General features: G+C 41.5%; 23 protein-coding genes and 1 tRNA gene. 8 read left to right on the forward strand and 16 right to left on the reverse strand.

Annotation, left to right across the window (positions count from 1 at the left end; genetic code table 11):
• Positions 1-28: 28 nt before the first annotated feature.
• Positions 29-104 (forward strand) — tRNA-Val (locus L2740_RS13285).
• Positions 105-233: 129 nt separating this feature from the next.
• Complete coding sequence (locus L2740_RS13290) at positions 234-461, forward strand: hypothetical protein (protein WP_248468542.1); 228 nt, start codon at positions 234-236, stop codon at positions 459-461.
• A gap of 354 nt (positions 462-815) precedes the next feature.
• Here L2740_RS13290 and L2740_RS13295 read toward each other — a convergent pair whose 3' ends face one another.
• The gene (locus L2740_RS13295) at positions 816-2,039 is read right to left on the reverse strand and encodes an MFS transporter (protein WP_248950645.1); all 1,224 of its coding nucleotides are present in this window, start codon (positions 2,037-2,039) and stop codon (positions 816-818) included.
• Between the two features lie 205 nt (positions 2,040-2,244).
• On the opposite strand from L2740_RS13295, the gene L2740_RS13300 reads away from it, so the two are divergent.
• A complete protein-coding gene (locus L2740_RS13300) occupies positions 2,245-3,126 on the forward strand; it encodes a LysR family transcriptional regulator (protein WP_248950646.1) in 882 nt (293 codons plus the stop codon).
• On the opposite strand, the gene maiA is transcribed toward L2740_RS13300, so the two are convergent.
• From maiA to phhA, 5 genes are all read right to left on the reverse strand, one after another.
• Positions 3,123-3,773 carry a maleylacetoacetate isomerase gene (gene maiA / locus L2740_RS13305; protein ID WP_248950829.1) on the reverse strand — a complete coding sequence of 217 codons (651 nt, stop codon included), beginning with the start codon at positions 3,771-3,773 and terminating at the stop codon, positions 3,123-3,125. The genes L2740_RS13300 and maiA overlap by 4 nt on opposite strands.
• Before the next feature lie 114 nt (positions 3,774-3,887).
• A complete protein-coding gene (locus L2740_RS13310) occupies positions 3,888-4,874 on the reverse strand; it encodes a fumarylacetoacetate hydrolase family protein (RefSeq protein WP_248950647.1) in 987 nt (328 codons plus the stop codon).
• 257 nt (positions 4,875-5,131) lie between these two features.
• The gene (gene tyrR, locus L2740_RS13315) at positions 5,132-6,679 is read right to left on the reverse strand and encodes a transcriptional regulator TyrR (protein ID WP_248950648.1); all 1,548 of its coding nucleotides are present in this window, start codon (positions 6,677-6,679) and stop codon (positions 5,132-5,134) included.
• 298 nt (positions 6,680-6,977) lie between these two features.
• A complete protein-coding gene (locus L2740_RS13320) occupies positions 6,978-7,316 on the reverse strand; it encodes a 4a-hydroxytetrahydrobiopterin dehydratase (RefSeq protein ID WP_248950649.1) in 339 nt (112 codons plus the stop codon).
• 97 nt (positions 7,317-7,413) lie between these two features.
• Positions 7,414-8,205, reverse strand: coding sequence for a phenylalanine 4-monooxygenase (phhA, locus tag L2740_RS13325; protein ID WP_248950650.1), 792 nt, complete (start codon positions 8,203-8,205; stop codon positions 7,414-7,416).
• A 534-nt stretch (positions 8,206-8,739) separates the two neighbouring features.
• Here phhA and galU point away from each other — a divergent pair.
• The 4 genes from galU (at position 8,740) to L2740_RS13345 (ending at position 11,910) form a co-directional block, all read left to right on the forward strand.
• Positions 8,740-9,648, forward strand: coding sequence for a UTP--glucose-1-phosphate uridylyltransferase GalU (gene galU, locus L2740_RS13330; protein ID WP_248950651.1), 909 nt, complete (start codon positions 8,740-8,742; stop codon positions 9,646-9,648).
• Between the two features lie 36 nt (positions 9,649-9,684).
• Positions 9,685-10,707, forward strand: a complete 1,023-nt coding sequence (gene galE / locus L2740_RS13335) for a UDP-glucose 4-epimerase GalE (protein WP_248950652.1) — start codon at positions 9,685-9,687, stop codon at positions 10,705-10,707.
• A 116-nt stretch (positions 10,708-10,823) separates the two neighbouring features.
• Entirely contained in the window at positions 10,824-11,315 is a 492-nt protein-coding gene (gene napF, locus L2740_RS13340; RefSeq protein ID WP_248950653.1) for a ferredoxin-type protein NapF, read from the forward strand.
• Positions 11,316-11,484: 169 nt separating this feature from the next.
• Positions 11,485-11,910 (forward strand): bactofilin family protein, encoded by a 426-nt coding sequence (locus L2740_RS13345; protein WP_248950654.1) that lies wholly within the window; start codon positions 11,485-11,487, stop codon positions 11,908-11,910.
• Between the two features lie 76 nt (positions 11,911-11,986).
• Here the strand turns inward: L2740_RS13345 and L2740_RS13350 are convergent, their stop codons facing one another.
• The 6 genes from L2740_RS13350 to L2740_RS13375 all read right to left on the reverse strand — a co-directional run bounded on the left by L2740_RS13350 (position 11,987) and on the right by L2740_RS13375 (position 19,502).
• A complete protein-coding gene (locus L2740_RS13350; RefSeq protein WP_248950830.1) occupies positions 11,987-12,664 on the reverse strand; it encodes a DUF2982 domain-containing protein in 678 nt (225 codons plus the stop codon).
• A gap of 46 nt (positions 12,665-12,710) precedes the next feature.
• A complete protein-coding gene (locus tag L2740_RS13355) occupies positions 12,711-13,508 on the reverse strand; it encodes a YdcF family protein (RefSeq protein WP_248950655.1) in 798 nt (265 codons plus the stop codon).
• Positions 13,509-13,609: 101 nt separating this feature from the next.
• Positions 13,610-14,506, reverse strand: a complete 897-nt coding sequence (gene mak / locus L2740_RS13360; RefSeq protein WP_248950656.1) for a fructokinase — start codon at positions 14,504-14,506, stop codon at positions 13,610-13,612.
• A 169-nt stretch (positions 14,507-14,675) separates the two neighbouring features.
• Positions 14,676-15,476: a 3'(2'),5'-bisphosphate nucleotidase CysQ gene (gene cysQ, locus L2740_RS13365; RefSeq protein ID WP_248950657.1), complete on the reverse strand. Its 801-nt coding sequence runs from the start codon at positions 15,474-15,476 to the stop codon at positions 14,676-14,678.
• A 240-nt stretch (positions 15,477-15,716) separates the two neighbouring features.
• Positions 15,717-16,682, reverse strand: a complete 966-nt coding sequence (locus L2740_RS13370; protein ID WP_248950658.1) for a glycoside hydrolase family 16 protein — start codon at positions 16,680-16,682, stop codon at positions 15,717-15,719.
• A 108-nt stretch (positions 16,683-16,790) separates the two neighbouring features.
• Positions 16,791-19,502 (reverse strand): glycoside hydrolase family 3 protein, encoded by a 2,712-nt coding sequence (locus L2740_RS13375; RefSeq protein ID WP_248950659.1) that lies wholly within the window; start codon positions 19,500-19,502, stop codon positions 16,791-16,793.
• A 272-nt stretch (positions 19,503-19,774) separates the two neighbouring features.
• Between L2740_RS13375 and L2740_RS13380 the strand changes: the two genes are divergently transcribed.
• Complete coding sequence (locus tag L2740_RS13380; RefSeq protein ID WP_248950660.1) at positions 19,775-21,241, forward strand: capsule assembly Wzi family protein; 1,467 nt, start codon at positions 19,775-19,777, stop codon at positions 21,239-21,241.
• Between the two features lie 96 nt (positions 21,242-21,337).
• Here the strand turns inward: L2740_RS13380 and rfbD are convergent, their stop codons facing one another.
• From rfbD to L2740_RS13400, 4 genes are all read right to left on the reverse strand, one after another.
• Positions 21,338-22,414 carry a dTDP-4-dehydrorhamnose reductase gene (rfbD, locus tag L2740_RS13385; RefSeq protein WP_248950661.1) on the reverse strand — a complete coding sequence of 359 codons (1,077 nt, stop codon included), beginning with the start codon at positions 22,412-22,414 and terminating at the stop codon, positions 21,338-21,340.
• A 22-nt stretch (positions 22,415-22,436) separates the two neighbouring features.
• Complete coding sequence (locus L2740_RS13390; protein WP_248950662.1) at positions 22,437-23,186, reverse strand: phosphatase; 750 nt, start codon at positions 23,184-23,186, stop codon at positions 22,437-22,439.
• A 105-nt stretch (positions 23,187-23,291) separates the two neighbouring features.
• The gene (locus L2740_RS13395) at positions 23,292-24,815 is read right to left on the reverse strand and encodes a sigma-54-dependent transcriptional regulator (RefSeq protein WP_248950663.1); all 1,524 of its coding nucleotides are present in this window, start codon (positions 24,813-24,815) and stop codon (positions 23,292-23,294) included.
• Between the two features lie 107 nt (positions 24,816-24,922).
• A complete protein-coding gene (locus L2740_RS13400) occupies positions 24,923-25,282 on the reverse strand; it encodes an Hpt domain-containing protein (protein ID WP_248950664.1) in 360 nt (119 codons plus the stop codon).
• Between the last annotated feature and the right edge of the window lie 333 nt (positions 25,283-25,615).

Consider the following 25,615-nt stretch of genomic DNA (forward strand, 5'->3'; position numbering starts at 1 on the left):
TAAAGAATTAAAACATTATGAAATCCCAGGTCGATTAGCTCAGCTGGGAGAGCACCTCCCTTACAAGGAGGGGGTCACTGGTTCGAGCCCAGTATCGACCACCATTCTTTTTCTAAGAATGATCAAACTCCTAATCTAGCTTTAGTAAAATCAATCTTTTTACACCCGAATATTTTGTCAGTTAATTCTGTCTCAACTATGCTTTTAGAATCACTCATTACTGGAAAAACGCTATGGCAGATGTCAGTCAATCCGCATCCTTAGCCAGTATCGCAGCATATTTGAAACTCACTTATCAATACGATCAAGAAACGGCTCTGGTTGAAGCAAAGTCGGTTATGCATAATCTGGTTAAAATGCGTCAGAAAGGATTTATTACTGGTTGGTATTTTGATGAGAACGGCCAGTTAGAACTTTTACCTAGCGATTATGTAATGCACCAGATCGCACCGAATAAGTAATACACAAATAAACCGAAGCGATATAATATAAACGCAATATCGCTTCAAGTGCCGAACAGGCTATACATGCTTTCCACGAGATACCAATCCCATCTTTCTGTAATATCCTTTGCCTCCAAGCAAAAACTAACGTTCAGAAATTCAAGTTATTCGTTGCTTTAACAGCGACCATCCATGGCCTCTTAAATCTTAAACGAAATTGGTCATTTTAAGGCCGCGAAAGTCGTCTACTTCTGCGTTTAAGGGAATAACTACTATCCAAGCTATTCGCCTTGAATTAGTTTGCCAAAACTCACTCTGAATAGATCAAATTTCCATACTGATTAGTATTCAGAACTTGTCACTAAATAAACATCAAGCAGTGACTAATGGCTCGGCATCAGGTTTGGCATGTAATACTTTAACGATCACGAACGACATAAGTGTTAAAGCAAGTAGCGAAGCCAACACTACCCCACTCCATCCCCACTGATGCCAAAACGGTAGTAAGTATGGTCCACCAACCGCGGCACCTAAATAATAGCTGCACAAATACAGTGATGTGGCTTTAGCTCTATGATGTTCAGCTCTATTCGCCACCCACGCATTACAACTACTATGCAATAAGAAAAAACCAAATGCTGACAGCAAGAACCCTACGTAGATTGACAACAAGGTATCCTGAATCGTTAATAGACTGCCAGCAAACATCAACAATGTCGCACCTTTAAAAACCCCATTTAGACCATGACTAGTCACCCATTTAGCAGAGTGATACGAAGCATAGGTACCGCTTAAGTAACAGAGAAAAATCAAGGTCACTTCAAACCGCCCCATATTAAAAGGCGCCTGCATAAGATGTAACTGGATATAGCTAAACTGATTAACCATAACCATAAAAGCGATACCGCCAACTAAATAAATTAGCCTCATCTTTGCATCACCTAAGTGAAGGCAAAAACCATTAAAATCTGTTCTTCTGAAAAAGCGTTTTTTTGAGATGTTTTCCGGCTTACAAAAATGACTTACAGGCAACAAATAGTAGGCAAGCGCGGTCCCTATTAAAGTAATACCTGTTAGTAATAACATGGCTTGTTGCCAATCAAGGTATTGTGCCATCACTCCACCAAGTAAACGCCCTGCTATGCCACCTAAGCTGTTCGCAGCAATATAGATAGCACCAGCCTTTAATAAACCGTGCCCGGCGAGTTCATCTTTAAAGTATGCCATCGCCATAGCAGGAACAGATGCAAGTAAAACCCCTTGCACCAATCTTAAGCTAAGCAGCTGATTAAAATCAGCAATAAAGTAAGCAAACACATCAGTGACACATAATAAAATCAAGCTCACTAAAATGGGCTTTTTACGACCGACTCTATCTGACATCACAGCAAAAATTAACAATGAAAATGCCATCGTAAAGCTAGTTGCTGATAGCAATAAGGTGGCATGACTCATTGTGATCTCAAAAGAGGTGGAGATCAGCGGTAACATACCCTGAACAAGATATAAATTGATGAAAATAACCATAGATGCAAGTGATAGCCCGGCGATCAATCTAGCTTCACTGCGTTTAAGTGGTTGTATTACGGCCTTCATGTAAAAATTCTGTTTAGTTTAGATAACTGAGAGCATAACAAGAGCCTGATCATAATTATAATAACTAGAAAGCGGTTAACCCATAATTTTTTGTTATGCTAAATCAAAATGATTGCTATATCTTTAGATTAATCTACCCCATATAAAACACCCGCGATTAGTTGAATCCAACCGCGCGGCCAGTAAAAGGTAATGGCTCAGAATTATGGATATTAAACAGCTCAAATATCTAGACACATTAGTGCAAACAGGCAATTTTACTAAAGCAGCCGAGCGTCTCAATATTGCCCAGCCAGCATTAAGCCAGAGTATTAAAAGGTTAGAGCAGGAATTGGGGGTGACACTTGTTGATAGAGGCGCCAATCGCATCACCAAATCCCTTTCTTTAACCGCTGAGGGACAAGCATTACATCAGCACGCAAAACTGATTATTAATCAACTCGCGCAGGCTGAGGCGCATATAAAAGCAATGGCCAATCTGACTAAAGGTGAAGTGCGCCTCGCGGTGCCTGGAATGCTAGGCTCTTTTTACTTACCGAGCCGGTTAATGGCTTTTCGCCATAAGTATCCCGATCTCAAATTATCACTTTTTGAGGGCGGCACTCGAGATACCCTGCGTATGCTACAACAAGAAGAAGTCGACATCGCGATCATTACCGCTAAAGATTTAACTGATGAATTTGATAGTCATTTATTACTAAAAGAACAAATGGTAGTGGCTGTAGGTAAACATCACCCGCTGGCAAAATGCACTAGCGTTTCCTTAGAGGCTTTTTTCGAACATGAATTAGTACTGTTTAAGCAAGGATACTTTCATAGGGAGTGGATGTTAAAGCAAGCAGAACGTTTAGGACTTGAAGTCAATATTGCTTTTGAAACCAATCTAATCAATCTGATAAAACAAGTTGTGGCACAGGAATACGGTATAACCAGTGTGCTTGAAATGGCGATTGAGTCACACGATAATATCTGTACTAAACCCTTTTCTCCCCCGGTATTTTTAGACTTACACATAGCGTGGAAAAAACAACGCCCTATCGATCAAGCCGATAAGGCATTTGTGTCATTTCTATTGCAAAACCGCTAAGTTGCGTCTGCTTGGCGCTCAGGTGTCGCTTCAGCAAAGGCTTTTAGGCTTAAGCAATGTTCATTCACTCGCTGAATATTCGGATAAGCTGTCATATCTACATTAAAGCGTTTTGCATTATAGACTTGAGGCACTAAGCAGAGATCTGCCAAAGTAGGCTCATCGCCAAAACAACACTTGCCGCTATGCCTCTCAAGCATTTTTTCTAGGGCTGTAAAACCTTCATTTATCCAGTGGTGATACCAAACAGCTTTAGTGTCAGGCTCAATAGATAATTCATTTGCCAAATATTGCAGAACTTTTAGGTTATTTAGCGGGTGCACTTCACAAGCTACCAGCATTGCCATTGAACGAACAATTGATTTTTCATACATATCTGATGGTAAGAGAGCAACTTGAGGAAAAGCCTCTTCCAGATACTCTAAAATAGCCAATGACTGAGTTAATACCTGCTGCTGATCGCCTTGCTCAATAACAAGGCTAGGTACTAGTTCTTGTGCATTTAAATTAGCGTAAGCTTGGCTATGCTGCTCCCCCCCATCTTTAACTAAATGCACAGATATATGTTCAGCTGTTAACGACTTTAAGTTTAGCGCGATTCGCACTCGATATGCAGCGCTTGAACGCCAATAGCCATAAAGTTTCATATTAGTTGTTGGCATTATCTTAATCCTTTAAAACGGTTTAGCTTTATCTAAAAGTTATAAAAAAGGCTAACCCAAGAGGTCAGCCTTCTAGCAATTACCAGCCTAACTTAGGACTTACACTTTATATTCGACAACTTGCTGATCGATTGAGCCGAAAATACTGTTGTTCTCTTCATCAAGCATTTCGATACGCACACGATCACCAAAACGCATAAATGAAGTCGAAGGTTTACCGTCAGCAATGGTTTCCAGCATACGTGTTTCAGCAAGGCAGCTAGAGCCCGCACTACGATCGTAGTTTGAAATCGTACCTGAGCCAATAATCGCACCAGCGCCTAGCGGACGCGTTTTAGCAACATGAGATACCAACTGACTAAAGTTGAATGTCATATCAACACCCGCATTAGGGCGACCAAATAGCTCACTATTAAGATGAGTAATTAAAGGCAAATGTACTTTGCTATCTTGCCACTTATCATTTAGCTCATCCGGTGTTACCGCTACAGGAGAAAAGCTACTCGATGGTTTTGCTTGGAAAAAGCCAAAACCTTTGGCTAACTCACCAGGGATCAGGTTACGCAGTGAGACATCATTCACAAGCATCAATAACTTAATATGCTGCTCCGCGTTATCAGCGCTAACACCCATTGGCACATCGTCAGTGATCACAGCAATTTCAGATTCGAAATCGATGCCCCACTCTTCACTTGCTAACGGAATATCGGCTTTAGGTGCAATAAAGCAATCTGATCCACCTTGGTATACTAGCGGGTCAGTCCAAAATGTCTCTGGCATCTCGGCACCACGGGCTTTACGTACTAGCTCAACATGGTTTACGTATGCGCTGCCGTCTGCCCACTGGTAAGCACGTGGTAACGGTGATAAGCACTTTGATTCATCAAAATCAACGGCGTTATCCATCAAGCCTTTATTAAGCGCATCGTAAAGTTCGACAAGCTGAGGGTTCAAAAGATCCCATGCATCAATAAGCTGCTGCATAGTATGCGCGATTGCAGGTACCGCAACCGCTTTAGTCAAGTCCTTGCTAACTAACATTAATTGACCGTCACGACGACCATTATCATAACTTGCTAACTTCATACTTACTCCTAATCGTTTGTAACCAAGCAATCAATCTAATTCTATTTTTTGATGACAGCAGGTATATCAATCTGGGTCGAAATTTGCCATAGAATGACACCACTTATCGGGATACGAAATAGCGTGAGCTGAATCACATTCATCAGACTTAACCATAGTTTTGTAAATAAAAGATTACAGTCTAAACAATTGTCGAGCTACACGCTGTTTTACGTCCAAAGTTGCTTATCTATACAGCAACCATCGGCAAGCTAGTTTTACACTTCTTTTTGTTTACTGATCTTATATTCACGCAGTTTGTTGGCAATTGCAGTGTGAGACACCCCAAGTTTTTTAGCCAATTGCCGCGTACTTGGGTAAGCTGGATAAAGCCTACGCAATAGGCTCGATTCAAATTGCTTCATTGCTTGCTCGAGACTGCCTTCAAATTGATGGTCAAAGTAACCAAAACCTTCGGCATAAGATGGCAGTTTTAACTGCTCGACCGTTAACTCTGCACTACCATCCCACATAGATACCGCTCTAAAAATGGCGTTCTTTAATTGGCGAACATTACCCGGCCAAGCGTAACCTAAAAGGTGTTCACGGCACTCGCCAGAAATACGGCGAATAGGAATGGATAATTGCTGACTATAATGCTCTAAGAACATTTCAGTTAACGGAATAATATCAACTTTCCGCTCCCGCAGAGATGGAACATGGAAACTTAATACATGAATACGGTAATAAAGATCTTCTCTAAATTCACCGCTTTGACATAACTCGGCTAGATTTTTTTGGGTAGAACAAATGATACGTACATCGCTGCGGATCTCTTCATCACCGCCTACCCGTCTGAATGTGCCATCTTGTAAAAACCGTAATAGTTTTACTTGAGCAGACTTTGACATTTCGGCGATTTCATCAAGAAATACAGTGCCACCTTTAGCTTCTTCAATAAAACCGCGTTTAATAACATTGCCGTTATTAACAAAACCAAAAAGCTCTTCTTCTGCAGCGCTATCAGGCATTGCCGCACAGTTAATAGCAATAAACGGCTGCTCACGTCGCATGCTTGCATCGTGACATGCGCGCGACATTAACTCTTTACCCGTGCCGGTTTCACCTGTGATAAGTAATGGCGCATCGAGTTGTGCCATTCTTCGTGCTTGCACCAACACTTCTTTCATTTTGTCACTGGTTGCCAAGACATTCTCAAAACCACTCGACTGGTTCTGCAATGCATTAAACTGTTTACCTAAGCGCGCGGGCGACTTTAGTGATACCACTGCACCAGCCAAAATAGGTGTGTCACTGCCGCTATCCGGTAAGTAAATTGGTAACATCTCAGCAAGGTATTCATTTTCGCCAATATTGACACGAGTAGCTTGAGCTAAGACAGTTGATTCACTTAACCAACGGCCAAAATTAAATCCTTGTACCCAATGGTTTATCGACTCATCTAGGATCTCATGCTCAGCCATACCAATAGTGTGCAACGCCGACTCATTGACAATACGCACACGCCCTTTCACATCGAGGGAAAAGACTGAATCAGGTAAAGTTTTTAATAAGGTCTTTAAGGCGTAATGTTCCTGCTCTGATGGCATAAAAGAAACCGTTCTGACATCATGAACGCCTTCTACTTTACGAATAAGTGGCAATAATTCACTGAGCGTGTCAAAACTTACTTCAGCAAATTGTAGGTACAGAAAGCCTTGATTACTTGCATCGATAGCAAACAAGTTAATCCCATAGCCTTCCATAATAGTTAAGATATCTTTAGCTAGACCGACACGATCTAAACAGCTGACTTCCAAGCGCATACTATTGCAATTCCCTTTTTTAGATACTCGTTATTGGGACAAAACAATCGACAGGTGGGACATGCCTTGCTTACCGTTCGCAGCGACACTTTTACTGGCACCTGTAATTTGCCTATACGTTAGAAGTTTATTTTAGTTGTGGCAAGGCTTGTTTACAGGGGATTTGTAACATTAAGAAAATAAAAGCGTGTTAGTCAGGCCAACACGCTCAATTAATGCAGTTTATTCATCTATCAACATTGAGCAAAATTGCGCAGCAATGCTGTTAATAATATAGGAAAAAGCATAAACCTAGTGATTACGAATAAAGCGTGTCTGTTTTAGCCGCCATAATAAAATCGTTCTTGTGTAAGCCTTTTATTGAGTGAGACCACCAAGTCACCGTCACCTTGCCCCACTCTGTTAATATTCCTGGGTGATGAAAATCTGCTTCAGCAAGCTCAGCTAATTTATTAGTAAACTCCATCGCCAACTTAAAGTTCTTAAATTTATAAACTCGCTCCAACTGCATAATGCCGTCACGCACTTCTACGCCCCAATCAGGGATCATTTTCACAAGCTGTGCCAGTTCTTCATCGCTAACCTTTGGAGCATCTGCTTGGCAAGCTTCACATTTCATTTGCGCTAATTCTGTCATCTTTTATTCCTTTACTTGTTCGTTTACTTAACTGTAAAAAGAGGTTGTAATTACGAGTCAAACCACTCAATCTCATCCACTCTAAAAAACTAAATTTTTAACCCGCTTTTGCTGGAAACGCAGCTTCAAACAACCCTAACTGCTGTGCCTTGGTCACTGCAGCCATAATGTCCATTTCAGCAATCTCGTCTAACTGGCCAATATTATCGATGGCATAGTAAATAGGTTGCATGATATCAATGCGGTAAGGCGTTCTAAGTACATCAATTAAATCAAAAGGCCGAATTTCTGGCTCATCTCCCATAACATATAAGGTTTCACCAGGTGAGCTCAAAATACCGCCACCGTATATGCTAAGGTCATTGTTTTTGTTACGTAGCACACCAAACTCAACCGTAAACCAATAAAGTCTTGCCAAGAATACACGTTGCTCTTTGGTCGCTGCTAACCCTAGCTGGCCGTAAAGATGTGAAAAGTGAGCAAAAGAAGGATTCGTCAGCAGCGGACAATGACCAAAGACTTCATGAAATATATCAGGTTCTTGTAAGTAATCGAACTCCTCACGACTTCTAATAAAGGTCGCTACGGGAAATGATTTATTCGCCAGCAATTCAAAAAATTTACCGAATGAAATTAAAGCAGGTACAGCAGCGGTCTTCCAACCCGTTGTTTGAAGTAATACCTCATCAATTTCTGGTAACTGCGGGATCCTGTCGGTAGGCAAAGCCAATTTATCTAAACCTTGTAAATACTCAGGGCATGCTCGCCCAGGTAGATTAACTAACTGACGCGCATAAAGTTCAGACCAGATATCATTTTCGGCTTTTGGGTAATCAATACACCCATTGCTATCAGGCTCATATGCTATGTAATTTTGTTGCTTACTCATAGTACTAAACAGTTATCCTAAACATGGATGTAAATTCTGTATCCATAGTTAACCAAGCCTACAAAATTGTTAAGTAGATCACGTTTTATAGTTTAAGCCTTTGGTGCTAATAAGTGTAATTAAAATGATACAGGCCAATATCGAGTTACCTGTAAACTCATATAAATAAGGCATTTTATATGTATTACAAAATTTACAACAAAACGTAGACATAAAGCGTAAGCCCATACTTCTGATAAAGACTGCCTGCTCACCGAGCCTCAATATGATGAACTCATGCTAGCAAGCCCTGATTTAACAAATATAAAGTCATCCCATGACACAACTAATTTAGATAAAACCAACTGATACAGCACTCGGCTTTGTCACCTAACCAACGGATTTACCGTCACACAGTATAAATTTCCTACTCCAATTGAAGAAAAACACCACATTCGGCTCATAGCGAATCAAATCTTGCCCAATACAAATGCTTTTCGGTATACAATGATGAATTATTTGCCGACTCCTCGATTAGGAACGAATAGGACTAGAATGAAACAACATAAAATTCGCAAAGCAGTCATCCCAGTAGCAGGTTTAGGGACGCGTATGCTTCCTGCAACTAAAGCTATCCCAAAAGAGATGCTACCAGTTATGGATAAACCGCTGATTCAATATGTTGTTAATGAAGCAATTGCTGCAGGGATTAAAGAAATTGTTTTAGTGACTCACGCAAGTAAAAACTCAGTAGAAAATCATTTCGATACCAGCTTTGAGTTAGAAACGCAGCTCGAGCGTCGTGTAAAGCGCCAACTTCTAGCCGAAGTACAAGGTATTTGCCCAGAAGACGTGACTATTATCAGTGTGCGTCAATCTCAAGCTAAAGGACTAGGTCACGCTATTTTATGCGCTAAAAGCATTATCGGTGATGCACCATTTGCAGTGCTTTTACCTGATGTATTAGTTGACAGTGCCGCTAGCGATCTCACTCAAGATAACTTAGCGCACATGGTTAAGCTGTATGATGAAACTGAAATTGGCCAAATTATGGTTGAAGGTGTACCTCATGAAATGGTTAATCAATACGGTATTGCCGACATCAATGGCGAAGAATTACAACCAGGTGAATCGCTACCATTAAGCCAACTGGTAGAAAAACCAAGTATTGATGCAGCACCATCAAACCTTGCCGTGGTTGGCCGCTATGTTTTACCTGCTGAAATTTGGGGTTACTTAGCGAAAACTCCGGCAGGTGCAGGCGATGAGATTCAATTAACTGACGCAATTGCTATGCTAATGGAAAACCAAACCGTTAACGCCTATTACATGCAAGGCAAGAGTCATGATTGCGGTAATAAACTAGGTTATATGCAAGCCAATGTTGAGCATGCACTGCGTCACAGCGAAATTGGTGAAGAATTTGCTGAGTACTTAAAAGCAATCGTTAAAACACTTAACTAATTACTTTTAAAAACCAACGAATTACAGGATACCATTATGACCATATTAGTAACCGGCGGCGCTGGCTATATTGGCACTCACACAGTTGTAGAGCTTCTTAATAACGGCAATGATGTTGTTATTCTAGATAACTTGAGCAACTCTTGCGTTACCGCTCTTGAGCGTGTTGAAAAAATTACCGGGAAATCAGTCACGTTTTATCAAGGTGATGTACTAAATCGAGCTTTTTTACAAAAACTGTTCACTGACCACGAAATCAAGTCTGTTATTCATTTCGCTGGCTTAAAAGCCGTTGGTGAATCAGTTGAGCAACCGCTGCGTTATTATGAAAATAACGTCACTGGCACAATCGTTTTATGTGAAGTGATGAGCGAGTTCAATGTTAAAAACTTAGTGTTTAGCTCATCGGCTACTGTATACGGCGATCCTGCAAGCCTACCTATTACCGAAGATTTTCCAACAGGTGCAACTAACCCATATGGGCAATCTAAACTAATGGTCGAGCACATCCTAAGCGATCTATACCACTCGGATAACAGTTGGAATATTGCACGTCTACGTTACTTTAACCCTGTTGGTGCCCATCACAGTGGTTTAATCGGTGAAGATCCAAATGATATTCCAAACAACTTAATGCCTTTTATCACCCAAGTTGCAGTAGGAAAAAGAGAGCAATTGAGTGTATTTGGTAGTGATTACGATACCGTTGATGGTACAGGGGTGAGAGATTATATCCATGTGGTAGATCTTGCTATTGGCCACTTAAGAGCATTAGATAAACTACAAACGCAATGTGGTTTAGTCACATATAATTTAGGAACCGGTCAAGGCTATAGTGTACTAGAAATGGTTGCTGCGTTTGAAAAAGCAAGCAACACTCAGATCCAGTATCAACTAGTTGCCAGAAGACCGGGTGATATTGCTGCATGTTACGCCAACCCTGATAAAGCTCAGCAAGAGCTAGGCTGGCAAGCTAGCCATACCATTGACGACATGGCGCAAAGCAGCTGGCACTGGCAGTCAAATAACCCTAACGGCTATAAAGCTGACTACGAGTAATTGTTTAATGTTTCGGCATTAGTGACTGATAGCAGTTAAAGAGTTATCTATATGACATATGGAACGCTAGGGAGTTTAACTATACCCTCCCTTTCGTTCTTGTTTAGAGGATTACAATGAGCAGTATTAATCAAAGTAGAAGGCGTCTTTTTAGTCGTAAAAAGGCTCAAGCGATTCATCTACCATGGGTTGATCCTAACATTGAATTTACCGACCTTTGTACCCGCTGTAATAAATGCATTGAAACCTGTGAAACACAAATCCTTATCAAAGGGGATGGAGGTTTCCCTGAAGTAGACTTTTCAATTGATGAATGCACTTTTTGCCAAAAATGTATCCAAGTCTGCGCAGAACCTCTCTTCGATCTTTCCACCTTACAAGCATGGAAAGCTAAAGCCAAAATCTTAGATACATGCATGGCACATCAAGGTATTTGGTGCCAAAGCTGCAAAGATGCCTGTGATAGCCGAGCAATCAGTTTTAGTCTAGCAATAGGTCAAGCCCCGCTACCCAATATTGATATTGAAGCTTGCACTGGCTGCGGAGCCTGCGTATCCCCCTGCCCTAGTAATGCGATTCGTATTCAAGAAACCGAATCCACCTCATAATCAGCCACAAACGTTAGCTCTAAATATTCATTCGCTTGGGCAATATCATTCGTTTTTCATCACAACTGCACGCGCCAAAATTATGGCAACCAGCGCCAATTTAAAGTGGTTTTGTTCTGTAGAAAATAGAGGTAACATCTATGCAACTTAGTCTGGTTAAGGCAGAAAAATGTTTAGAAAAAAAAGAAGCGGCGGACTTACCTTTATCGCGCAAAGCTCTACATTTACCGGTGATACCGAATTTACTGCAGAAGCACTTATCGCTGGCACTTTAAAGGGTAATGTTTCCTCTAGCCACAATATAACCATAGAGCAGGATGGGCTTATTGAAGGCAAGCTCCACTGTATTGAGCTGCGAGTATCAGGGACTTTTAAAGGAAAACTTAACTGTGAAAAGCTCAATATTACCAGTACAGGTCTAGTTGATGGCGAAGTGAACTGCCAATCAATGGAGATATTTGAAGGCGGTCAATTCATAGGTATGCGAGTGAGAGACGAAATTGCATTTTTGCCCTCAAACAAAGAAAAAAAGCCGGAAATAAAGCAATCAATTAGCAACGACAAAATTGAAGATGCTGAGTTAACCGCAAGCTAACTTCATGACAAAATCCTCTACATAATAGCCTCCTCTCAAGAGGCTATTATTATCACTAAACTATTTGCCCAAAAGACTAAGCTACCACCACAGCGGCTTGCTTAGATTTATTCATCAACGCAATAAATTCATCTACCGGTCTATCTAATGCGTCTGTTGAAATATAAAGATGATAACCAAGATGGTTGCCCAATAATTTACTACGATGGCCAAACATCGCTAACACGCCTTTAAAACGATCATTATCTTCAATAAAAGGCGTAAATTCGGCGCTCATTTGATTTTCAAGCACTGATAAATCTTCATCTTGTGTCGATGCCGTCATTAATAATGGACGTTGTTCAGTAAGCAGCCCAGCAGCAAGTCTCAGCGATATCGTTTCTAAAACTGGACTCATGTGTTTTATCTTTACCCCAATATAGGGCAAAGACACAGTATCAATTCCTTGAGTTACACGTGGCTGATCCATGCGTTGTACATTATCCCATGAAACACTGACTTGACCACGGCGATGAAAATAGGTGAAGCCTTCATCTGAAAGCTTTAGTGATACTTCTGGCTCCGCAAGCTTGGAAAAACCTAACACCAAAGCGATTATTCCTAAAGCAAAACAAATAATCCCAGGTGCAAAGAACTCACTACCCAATAAAAAAAGACTCACACCACACACCACACCTATACAACCGAAAACACTGAAGGTGATTCCGTTTCTTTTAATCACAGGTTTAATCAAAATCTCATTATCTTTCAATATTCTGCACTCTACTTATTGAGATAAAATCCTTAATTCATCGAATATATCAAAATGACGACAATGTGCTTTCATCATTATCCACATTACTGCTCGCTTCCGTTACTGTTCTACCTTGATGTTTAATCTTAAACCAAGCTAAGCCTAAATACTCGTGAATCGCCCGCTGCGAATTTAACAAACTCATGGCATCAAAGCGCCACCAGTAAGATCTTCTTTGTGCAAAATCAGTCGGCGCAGCTGAGACATTTAGATCTTCATTTTCAAAAATAGCCATTGCCCTCGGCATGTGACTTGCTGACGTCACTAACCTAAAAGGAGCATCTGCCACTTCCCAGCGCATAAACTGCGCTTCCTCAATGGTATCTTTAGCGAGAGGAAACTTGATGATCACGCTCGGATCAACACCTAACTCAACAGCAGCATCAAACATAACATCCGCGTGGGAGCGTGTTGCAAGTCCACCACTCCAACCACTAACGACCAATTTACAATCTTGTCCTAACGACAGTTGTCTAAGCCCTTCTGTGAGCCGCGCTAATGCTGTTGTTGAGAGTTGCTGAACCGCAGTTAAACTTGGGTTTTCATCATGACCGCTGCCTAAAACTATCACCAGACAACCTTGCTCTATAGGTGAATTGTTCACGGCATAACTGTTTTCAAGTGGCTTCAATAGCGCATTACTGCCGCTGCCACTGCTTAATATGATTAAAAGACTAGCAGCCATAACTAATAACAGGCGACTGCGCTGACGATTGCGGATAACGATAAAAGCCAATAGTAAAATAAATAATACTAACGGTATCGGCATAAATAGCTGAGAAACAATTTTTTTTAACCAGAACATAAAAATGGAGGCCCAAAGCGATAAATATCAAAGCAAGTGTAGCATGCATTGATATCGGTAATTTGCTGCTTTATCTCGATAAAGGCTTAATTTGCAAGGTTTCAGCTTTGCCAAAGCCAAGCCGCGCCACGAACACCGGAAGAACCACCATACATATTTTGTACAACAGGCGTACGGCACTCCCCGCCAACAACATATTTTGGCAGAGCTTTTGGCAATAGCTGATATATCTCATCGATATTAGAGATCCCACCACCAAGAACAATCATATCTGGGTCGAGAATATTAATAACATGAGCTAAAGAACGTGCCAGTCGGTCGATATAGCGTTCAAATACTAATCTCGCTAGCTTTTCACCTGCTTCGATTTTTAGCGAAAGCTCCATACCACTCTCAGCCTGGCCACCAGCAAGTTTGTAGTCACGAACTAACCCAGTACCTGACACAAAGGTTTCAATACAATCATTATTGCCGCAAAAACAATGAGTTGAGTTTAGTTCACTCGTATCCATCCAAGGTAGTGGATTATGACCCCACTCACCAGCAATACGGTTTTGGCCACCATGCACTTTGCCATTAATTGCAATCCCTGCGCCGCAACCAGTACCTAAGATCACACCAAATACAATAAACTCGCCTGCTGCAGCACCATCAATTGCCTCTGATACTGCAAAACAATTCGCATCATTAGCGACCTTAACTTCACGACTTAATCGCCTACCTAAATCGATATCAAGCGGATGACCGTTTATCCATGTCGAATTAGCATTTTTAACCAAACCAGAAAAAGGTGAAACAACGCCTGGGATACCTATGCCCACAGTACCTGTTTGATTAAGTATTGACTCAGCTTCAAAGACTAACGCCTCAATAACATCAAGCGTTGCAACATACTCTTTAGGGGTTGCTACACGTTTACGAAAAAGCTCTTCGCCCTGCTCGTTAAGAGCAACCACTTCAGTTTTGGTTCCACCTAGATCAATACCGATCCTTAACATTGTCTCATCCTTAAGTGTTACTCAATATCAAGTAAACCTGTAGCTTTAAGCCGATTTATCATCATTTGTGACTGTATATCTATTTACTTGTGCATTCAGCAATCAAAGGTATTAGCCTGAGGAAGCGGTTAACGATGATAAAATGACATTTAGCAGTCAAACATCGCCCTTAATCACTGGCTCGCCAATGCGGAGCGTAAGCAATAAAATACGGATTCAATATATCTTCTTTTTGGTTGTAATCAAGACGCTTGCCGGTATCAAATTGTACAACTTTACCACCAGCACTTTCTAAAACAGCTTGCGCGGCTGCAGTATCCCATTCACTCGTTAACCCTAAGCGCGGATAAATGTCAGCTTCTCCCTCAGCTAACAAACAAAACTTAAGCGAACTCCCCACACTTTTCATTTGATGTTCACCAATATCTTGCAAATACGCCTCTAGCCCTGGGCTAATATGCGAACGACTACCGACAATTCGTGGTGCTCCGTCATAATCGCTTTTAGCACCACAAAGTTGCTGCTTAGTTCCAGCCTGCTCAACCCAAGCTCCACGTTCTAATGCCCCATAAAAACATTTATCCAAGACGGGCGCGTATACAACACCTGCCACGGCTCTATCTTCAACAATGAAAGCAATATTTACGGTAAACTCACCGTTACGCTTAATAAACTCTTTGGTACCATCAAGGGGATCAATCAGCCAATAGGCAGGCCAGTGTCGTCTTTCATTCCAGTCAATATCTGTCGACTCTTCAGACATCACAGGAATATCAGGAGTTAGCAGCTTCAATCGTTTAACTATCACTTCATGACTCGCAAGATCTGCTGCAGTAACAGGACTCGCATCATCTTTAGTCTCAACGCCAAATTCATCACTAGCATAAACAGTCATAATCTGCTCGCCAGCTTCAATTGCAATAGCAACTGCGGACTCTAACCATTCTTGTTTAAACATAGGAGTAATCATTAAAGCTCTCTTAAATATTTATAGGTAGTCAGATCTATTATGCCAGTAGTTAATAGTTAAAATTAATAACCAATTGTTCATTCAATGACTAAAAAAAACTAAGCTTAATCAATTGCAAACATCTCATAATCAAACAGCAGCCTAAATCTAGCTTTTAATTATTCAGGAGGAGTATTAAACGATAAATGCCAGTGTTTAACTAAGAGGCTCCGTGCCTGTGATTAAGTTAGCACCAGCTTGCTAGTTTTGTTTTTGGTAAACACGTACATAATCAACCAACAACGTCTGAGGAAACGCCTCCAGATCAACTCCTTTATCATTGGCATTTTCAGCCCAATCACCACCAACGGCTAAATTTAGCAGCAAATGGAATCGTTTATTAAAAGGCGCATCTTGTTTGGCTAAGACATGCTGCTCTTTTATAATGATTTTCGTAAACCAAGTCTTTGAGGTTTGGGTGGCATAATGAATGTTATCAACATACCAGCGGATCTCATCTGGCTGCCATTCCAATGCGTATAGATGAAAACCAGCTGCAGGACTTTGCCCATTAGGCAACTGAAATGATTGACCAGAGTAAACATTATTTGGCCAAGGCTGACCATAATGCAGTGTTCCGTGTATTCGTGTTTCAAGCTCACCTTTCAAGGCACCTACTCTATCTGAAGCCGTACCTAAGTTAATCGCTTCTACAATGTCTATTTCACCTGAACCGGACCATTCCCCATAGTGCCAATCAGTGGGTAACATCCATACTGCTCCCCAAGTTCCCTGACCTTTAGGAAATTTTGCCCGCACCTCAAACCGACCATATGACCAATCACCTTTATATACAGTGCGCATTCGAGCAGAGGTAAAGGGTTTACTGACAGAAACATCACTGCGCTGGTAAAGCAAATGGTCATCTTTAAGAGCTGGCCCGGAAAACGACTCTAGCCGCGCGACAATATGCAAATGTCCATTGTTAACGAAGGCATTTTCAGCGCGGTCTGTATAGCACTGGTGCTCATTATTACCACCACCATAACAGTTGTACTCAAAGCTCCATTTAGTAAGGTCGATGTGTTTGTCATTGAACTCATCTTGCCAAACCAGTTGCCAATCACTGCTCATTGCAGAAACGTTGGTTTCGTTTACTTGAGCAGCAGAGTTATTATGGAAAGCAGCAAAAGCATATCCAAGTACAGTAATAAAAAATAGCCACAAGAAATAGCGTAAATAAGCTCTGATATCTTGCCTCAGCCTCATGCAAAATTAAAAATAAGCGCTCATAGTCAAGCAGTTATAAACACGAAATAGAAACACAAATAGGACCTACAACACATTAGTACACAGAATATTTACTGGCTGGTCGGCTCTAGTCTCATGCTCGTGTTTATGCTCATAGTCATCTCCTTTCTTTCCCCAAGAGGCTGCTTTCATTTGTAGAACTGCGATATCCATGACTAATTGACCTTTAGTTTTAAGGCTAAATGGCGAACTAATATCAGCAAAATGCATCCCCTGTTGAATAAAACAGTTAGAGTCAACATTCATCGTCTGCCAGCCTTTGCCGTTGATACTTTTCAATGCTTGAGTGATATCAACAGCCTTTTGGCCATATTTATCACTTTGCATAATTAACTGCACTTGAGTGCTCGGTAATTTATCTAGCTTAACTGCAAAACTCAGCATACTCTCTTGCTCAGAATAAGAACGTAGATCTCGTGGGAAAGCACTTTTAAAGCTCAGCTTAGCTTTAGCATTCCCCTCAAAGTCTATTGTTAACGCATCACCTTGTGTCTGATAAGTCGCTAAGGTAAGCATTACACCTTTGACTCGCTTTGCTTTATCACTGCTCTCCCTATCACTTAACTTTCTGTCACTTAACTTCCTGTCACTTTTCTGCTCATCGTGGTTAGATAATTGCGGCTTCATATTCAGCCTCCAGGGCTGATATGTTTTACTGTCATAAATAATTAAAGGAGCTAAAGCCTCTGCTGCAACATACTTTTCTTCAAGTTCAGGCAGGTTTACACTCTTTTGATCATTGCCTTGATAACCTTTTTGATAATCGCCTTGATAGCGTAAGCCGTATCCATAGGTAAATAACGGTTTATAGTCAGCATCATTGAGATTAAGCCGCGTTTGTTCGGGATGATTGGGCCAAGAGAACGATAACTTGCCTAAAAAATCATACTGAACATTATCGGCGCTATCCCTAAACAATACTTGAGCAATACCATCGCCCTCACTTCCCGGTAGCCAGCTAGCCACAAATGCATCTGATGCATTAAGCTCTGCATTTACCCATAGCGGGCGGCCACTAATAAAAACTGAAATAACCGGTATACCTGCGGCTTTAAGCCTTCTCAGCAAGGCTAAATCACGCTTATCGCCCCTTTGATATTCAAGATTATCTAAATCTCCGTAACCTTCAGCATAAGGCTCTTCACCAAATACCACTATCGCCACATCCGGCTTAATTGCATAACGACCATTCACACTCAGAAACGCCTTACCACCAGCTTGATTAACTTGCGCTTTGATCCCTGAAAATATCGATGTTGCATTAGGGAAATCACTATTTTGATTACTGCTCCCTTGCCAACTAACCGACCAACCACCTGCTTGCTTCGCTAAGTTATCAGCGCCATCTCCTGCAACCATCACAATCTGTTTGCCTGACAAGGGCAATAAATTGTTGTTATTTTTAAGAAGTACTAAGGACTCTCGAACCGCTTGCCTTGCTAGATCACGGTGTTCATTCGCACCGATAAGCTCCACTTGATTAGCATACTGACGATTTGCAGGACTTGGCTTGGTAAATAGATCAGCGCGGAACTTCACTCTCAGCACCCGGCTTACCGCATCGTCGAGCCTTTGCATGGTAATTTCGCCACTTTTGACTTGCGCAACTAAGTTATCAAAAAGCGGCTTCCAGCTTTTACTTGGTGCCATAAAAATGTCAATTCCAGCGTTAAATGCCTGAGGACAGCTTTCATTGCTACATCCAGCAACCTGACCATGGCCATTCCAGTCACCGACTACGATACCGTCAAATCCTAGCCTTTCCTTGAGCACTTGAGTCAGTAAATATTCACTGCCGTGAATTTTGACACCTTGCCAGCTATTAAATGATGCCATTACCACTTGAGCGCCGGCGCTTAATCCCGAAATGTATCCCTGAGCATGAATATCAAATAAAGCTTGCTCGGAATCAAGGTTATCGCCTTGGTCGACTCCATTATGCGTGCCACCGTCACCTAAAAAATGTTTTGTGGTAGCAATCACCCGCGACTCAGATAAGAAATCGTCATTTACGTCCCCTTGTAAACCTTTAACTATGGCGCTGGCATAAGACTTAACGATATTGGGATCTTCTGAATAACTCTCATAAGTTCTTCCCCAGCGATCATCTCTTGCAACAGCAACTGTAGGTGCAAATACCCAATCTATACCAGTTACCTTAACTTCCTTGGCTGTAACCTTTGCAATCTGCTCTATTAATTTAGCGTTATTAGCAGCGCCTAAACCGATATTATGTGGAAACAAAGTCGCGCCAATGACATTATTATGCCCATGCACAGCGTCTGTGCCCCACATAGTTGGAATGCTCGAACCGTCGAGCTCATCATCAATAGATGCTTGATACATGGCTTCAGCAAATGTCACCCAATCATTAATTGACAGATGTTTATTACCATTAGGAAATGAGCCACCGCCATTAAGATATGATCCAAAACCGTACTCGCGCATATCCTCAAGGGTAAAGTCACCAATTTCTGGTTGAATCACCTGCGCAACCTTTTGTCTTAAGGTCATTTCACCCACTAAATCCGCGACCTTTTGCTCAAGCTCTATATCCGGTTTAACCTCAAAGTTGAGTTCAGGCCATATGCTGATGTTTTGGCTTAAGCTATCGCTAGTCACAGACGGCTCTGAATGTCCTGAGCTGCAGCCGCAAACGAGTAACAAGGCGCAACAAAGTAGCTTAGTTTTACGTAAGAAAGAGCAAGACTGAAAGGCAAAAACAGCAGTTAACATGTCAACATTCCTTGTAAACAGTTATATGGGGTCATCATGGTGGCCCCAATTGCAACTAACAGATAAATACTACTGTTAAAAATAGAACATACTTTGCTAACTCGCATAAAAATAAAGACTTTTAAGCCTCAATTAATTCTGCCGTCAATAAATTATCTCCTTTATAAATCAAATTCTTGATATGTCACATTTTGTGGCAAATTAACGACTCAACCGACTATCCGCTAACAGTGAAATCCTCTAAAATGCGCCCAATAACCAAAGGGAATACCATGAAACTCAAATTATTATCTGGATTATTACTACTCGCGAGTCAATCAGTGCATGCTGCTTGGTGGGTAGAGCCAACTGACTTAGCACTAAGAGCCGATATTCAGCTATTATCTGATACAGGCGTTATTGTGCAGCCGATTACAACCTACCCGCTAATGTGGGATGGTTTAAAGCAAGATATGGATAAAGCTGATCAAAGCACTCTGTCAAATGCTCAGCGCGACGCGTTTGATCGAGTAACTCAGGCTTACTTGCAAGATCACCGTGGTATGAGCGCAAAAATAAAGCTTGCTGGCGGCTCAGATACCACACGTTTTATTGGTTTTGGCCAAGACTACCGTGATAAGGCTGAAGCTGAAGTCTCTGCTGAAATCACTAAAGATTGGTTTAGCGGGCGTTTATCAACCAGTTATCACTATGATCCTATTGACGGTAATAGTACCCGTTTAGATGATAGTTTTGCCGCCGTTATGCTAGGTAACTGGATTGTTAGCGCTGGTGCGCAGCAAAAATACTGGGGACCAGGCTGGGATAGCGGATTAATTCAAACCACCAATGCTAGACCTATGCCTGGGGTGACCTTTTCACGTAACAACAGCCAAGCATTTGAGACTCCTTGGTTAAACTGGATTGGCCCATGGACATTTACCACAGCATTTAGCCAAATGGAAAGTGGACGCCATGTTCCTGATGCAAAACATTGGGGAGCCCGAGGAACACTAAGACCCATTTCACAACTTGAAGTCGGTTTTTCATGGACCATGCAATGGGGCGGTGAAGGCTATGGTAATAGCTTAGGTGATTGGTGGGATGGTCTGTTTAATGGTGGCATGAGTGAAGGCGACGTGACAAACGGCCAAGAAAATATGCTAGCCGGTTATGACTTCCGCTGGTCTGATACAGCGTTCGGTATTCCTTACGGCATTTACTATGAGCGCATTCATGAAGACTATCACAATGGTAAAAACAAGCTGATTAACTCTGCCAATATGGGTGGTGTTGACTTTGTTTTAGCCAATATTAATACCCGTGTTTTTGTTGAGTATTCAGATACCCAAGTTGCTTGCGGCATAGATTCAAGTTATTACAACTGCTTGTATGAACATGGTTTTTATCAAGATGGCTACCGTTATTACGGTAAAAGCTTAGGTAGCACCTATGACAATGACGCAACGACTTTCGTTGTTGGCGGTATTACTCAGTTAGGTGGCGGTCAAAATATCACTAACAAGTTCCGTTGGTTAAGACTAAACACTGACGGCACAGATACAGGAAATCCTTCTGGTGGCAACCCTGTATCACCGGGTGAATACGAGCGCGTTTATCAGTTTGATACCAGTTACCATAGACCACTATATCAAGGTACCTTGAAGGTGGGTGGCACAGTTGGTTACAGTAAGTATGTAACATCAGGTGGCAACGACTGGGATACAACTATTTATGCAGGCTGGGAACGCAGTTTCTAGCAATAGCTCGGCAAGCTAACCAACTAAAAGGCAAACCTCAGCACGAGGTTTGCCTTTTGTGTTTTATATCTTTTCAACTGCCAAGACAGCAATTATTTATAAATTTAACAAAGCTTGATACTTCAGCATGGCTTGCAGCTGTTGCGGCCATGGGGCTGTCAACATACTGTGTTCACTGACCATTAATTGGCTATTTATTTTGGCTGCACATAAAGCACTTTGAACAGGCCTAGTCGCTAGCCTAGCTTGATGCCAAGATTGCCATATTTCACTAGTTATCGGTTCAAGCTCGCAAGTAAGACTTGCTCTATGACTAGAATGAATCGCACACATCAGCTTTTGGATCTGCTTAGTCAATTCAAACCAAGTACAGCTTTCAGCTGCTGCATAATGATATAGCTCGGCATTGTTTAGTAAGTGACTTGCAACATCATTGCGTCGTGCAGGTGCAGGCATTTTGCTAGCAGCAGATACTTCCGAGTCAGCCTTTTGTTTAATGAGTTTAAAAATAACGACTGCCAGCGCTTCACACCATGTTGGACTGCCTGTCTGATCATCAATAATAGCTAGCCGCTCCTTGGTCGCCAATAGTCTCTGCATAGTTGTTACAAAATTAGTCCCCCAACAGCTGTATAACCATGAGGTACGAATAATCATCGCATCAGAGCCTAAGACTTCAGCTACCGCACGCTCGCCATTAAGCTTACTTTGACCATAGACAGATAGAGGTGATGGCAGATCTTGCTCCGTATAAGCAGTAGATAAAGCTCCATCGAACACGAAATCTGTCGAGATATGGACCAACTTGATGTTGCGAGCCTTACACTCAAGAGCCAATAATTTAGGCCCTTGTTCATTGATAGCTATCGCCTGAGTTGGCTTCTGCTCTGCATTATCAACCGCATTATATGCCGCACAATTAATCACAACATCTGGTGCAAACTCATCAAATGCGCTCTGAATAGACTCTTGACAACAAATATTCAGTTGCTCTTTAACAAAGCCTTTTACGTTATCGTCAACTTCAATACACTCTGTGATTTCAGGTAACATATCGAGCAATAACTGCTGGGATGTATTACATGTATTAAGCCTAGCATCAGTCGCGACCTGAACTACCGACAATAAAGCCTGTGCCAGTTGCCCACCTGCACCTGTAATTAACACTCGCACTTAGCAAGCTCCCTAAACATTGTTATTCCTCAACCAGCACAGAATAAGCATCAAGAGCACCATGACCACGAGCCGACAAAAAAGATAACAAGGCTTCAGGGGAGCGATTAAGTAAACGGTCTTGCGGAAATTCTGCCTGCTCAACGATGCTAATTGCTTGTTCAAAATCACCTAAGCTATACGCGATATGGGAATCAGAGCCCATCACTAATAATCCACCAGCTTTTTTTACTGCTTTGGCAATCGCTAAACAGTTATGCTCACTGCCTTTACGCGATGTTAAAAATGAGGAGTTATTAATTTCAAGGGCGACATTGTATTCTGCAGCAGCCTTAGCAACAGCTTCAATATCTATCGGATAAGCTGGGTTACCAGGATGAGTGATAATATCAACGTTGCCGCTTTTTATGCAGTTGAGCAATGCCTGGGTATGAGTTGCTTTATCAACAGGTGCAAAAACAGGCTCGTGAAATCCCGCTAGAACAATATCTAATTCAGCTAAGTAATCGCCGAAGAAATCTATTTCACCTTGTTCATTTTTTATATTCGCTTCAATGCCACGTAACACTCCAACCCCATCAACAACTCTTGGGATCACCCGCAAATTAACAAAATGCCAAAAATGCGGAGCGTCAGCCATATCAGGGCCATGATCTGTTGTAGCAAATAACTTAATGCCTTTTTGTTTAGCCATTGCAATATATTCTTGCAAGGTACTATAGGCATGGGTGGAAGCAACGGTATGAGTATGGGTATCAACAAGGTATTTCATTTTGACCTCATTTCTAACGCAAAAAGGAGTAGCGCTAAGTCTACTCCTTTGATCAATATAGCTCTATCACTTACCTAAAACATAAGCATATTTTTATCAGCCTATTTAGCTAGTGGTTAAACTATTTTCCAACTCTTCCCATGTTTGACGTTTACGGTAAATCGTTGAGGCACTAATATCCAGTAATGCCGCAGCTTTAGGAACATTCCCATCACAGCGTGCAATCGCACCTTCAATGGTGCGCTTTTCGGTTAACCATAATGGTTCTATCTCATTATCTTTGCCACCAACAGCATTTTCATCAAGCTTTTGTTGAGAGGAGCCATAAGCGCTACCTTGCTCAATGCTACCCATAAATGAGGAACTCTCTTTGGGTTGAGATTGAGACTGGTATTGATTTTGGGGTTGCAGTTCAGGCTGAGGTTTACTGTGAGCCTGTTTTGTTTCAACTGCAGTTAACTGTAGCGGCAACATATCCAGTTCTACCAGTTCTCCATCATTTAGCACGACAACCTGACGGATCACATTTTGCAATTGCCTCACATTCCCTGGCCAAGCGTAATTTTTTAAGCATTGCTTAGCATCAGAGCTAAAGCCTTTGAACTTCTTACCTTCTTCTTTGTTGTACTCTTTAAGTAGGTTAGCAGCGAGCAGCAGAATATCTTTACCACGTACACGTAACGGCGGTAATTCAATAGGGATAACATGTAATCGATAAAACAAATCTTCTCTAAAACGCCCAGCTTTGACTTCTTCCCATGGGATCCTGTTTGTGGCACTGACAAATCGAACATCGACTTTTTCTTCTTTAGTGCCACCAACACGCTGGAACACACCAGTTTGAATAAAGCGGAGTAACTTGCTTTGTAACTCAAGATCCATTTCGCAAATTTCATCAAGAAACAAAGTACCGTTATGCGCTCGAGTAGCTGCGCCATCTCGGTTTGCAACCGCGCCAGTAAAGGCGCCTTTGGTGTGGCCAAAAATCTCACTCTCAATTAAGTCTTTAGGAATAGACGCGCAGTTTAGTGCAACAAAAGGGCCATCACATCGATACCCTGCATGGTGAATAGCATTGGCACATACTTCTTTACCTGTACCACTTTCGCCAACAATAAATGCCGACGCTTTACTGTTGGCAACACAATCAATCGTTTTATAAACGGTTTGCATTGCTAAAGACTCGCCCACAAATCCCATAAAGCGTGGTTTAGGCAAACTGCTTTCGTACTTAGCAACTAAATTGACCAATTGGCGTTGTTTTAGGGCATTACGAACCGTAATAGAAAGGCGCTTAGCATCAAAAGGTTTAACCAGAAAATCGAAGGCTCCTGAACGCATTGCATCCACAGCGATATCGATAGTGCCATGAGCGGTGATCATAATAACGGTAACATCAGGGTATTCTTTCTGCACAACCGCTAAAATATCCATCCCTGACATATCAGGCAATTGAATATCAAGTACCAGTAGATCAGGTTGCCATTGCTTCAATTCGTTTAAAGCATCTTCACCATGATTAACGTGAGTAACCCTACCTCCATCTGCGCGCAAATACTCCGTGTAAAGCGCACCTAAAGACATGCTGTCTTCTACAAGTAATGTGGTAAATGAGCTTGTTATATCCATATAAATCAGCCTATTGATAAATACATCTGATGTTCAATGAGTTGTATTATGGGTTTAGGGCACACAACATTGAACCTGCGTTAGCTAATAGTAGCAGTAAACCGTATTCAGCCTTGTGGCGCAAGACGTTGAGAATAAAAGCTAAGAGTTTTAGTGCCAACGTCGTTTACAACCCTAAGTTGCTCTATCACTGTGCTAAAATCATGTGCTTTAGCTGCATGCTCAAGTATTTCGGCTTGAGATGAAAACTCAATTGCACCGAAACTTGCAGAACTACTCTTCAAGGTATGAGCCTGAATTTCCACTTCAGCAAAATCAACAGCGTTAGCAGACTCAGCAGCTTGCAACACCTGGGTTAAAACTTGCAAACGTTCTTCGACTTCGGTTGTATAAACAATCAACATCCTTTGTATTGATTCTTCGCCCAGCATGCTAGTTAACTCATTTAAAATGGTTTCATCTATCATGTTTAACTACTCCTCGACTGTCTATGTGCTGTTATCCATAAACTATCTACCTGATTATGTATACAATTTTTGATAACAGCCCAATAAGCAATGTTGATTCTGTTTACTCGATTGAACATCCCCTAATTGTGCTTACGGTTTTATTCGTATCGTTGTAATAAGTTTAGCTTTCAAATCTGTTAGTTGCCGTAATTCCTCAAAATAACTGATTTGGTTGTTAGTCGCTATCTAGCAGCTTAACAACAATGCCTAATAGCTAATGGGTATGCAGAGTGACTCATAAAAACATTTTCATTTTGCGAATCAAATTGCACCTTGTCGCATTAATCAAAA

The organism is Shewanella pneumatophori, assembly GCF_023283895.1.
GTDB lineage: Bacteria > Pseudomonadota > Gammaproteobacteria > Enterobacterales > Shewanellaceae > Shewanella > Shewanella pneumatophori.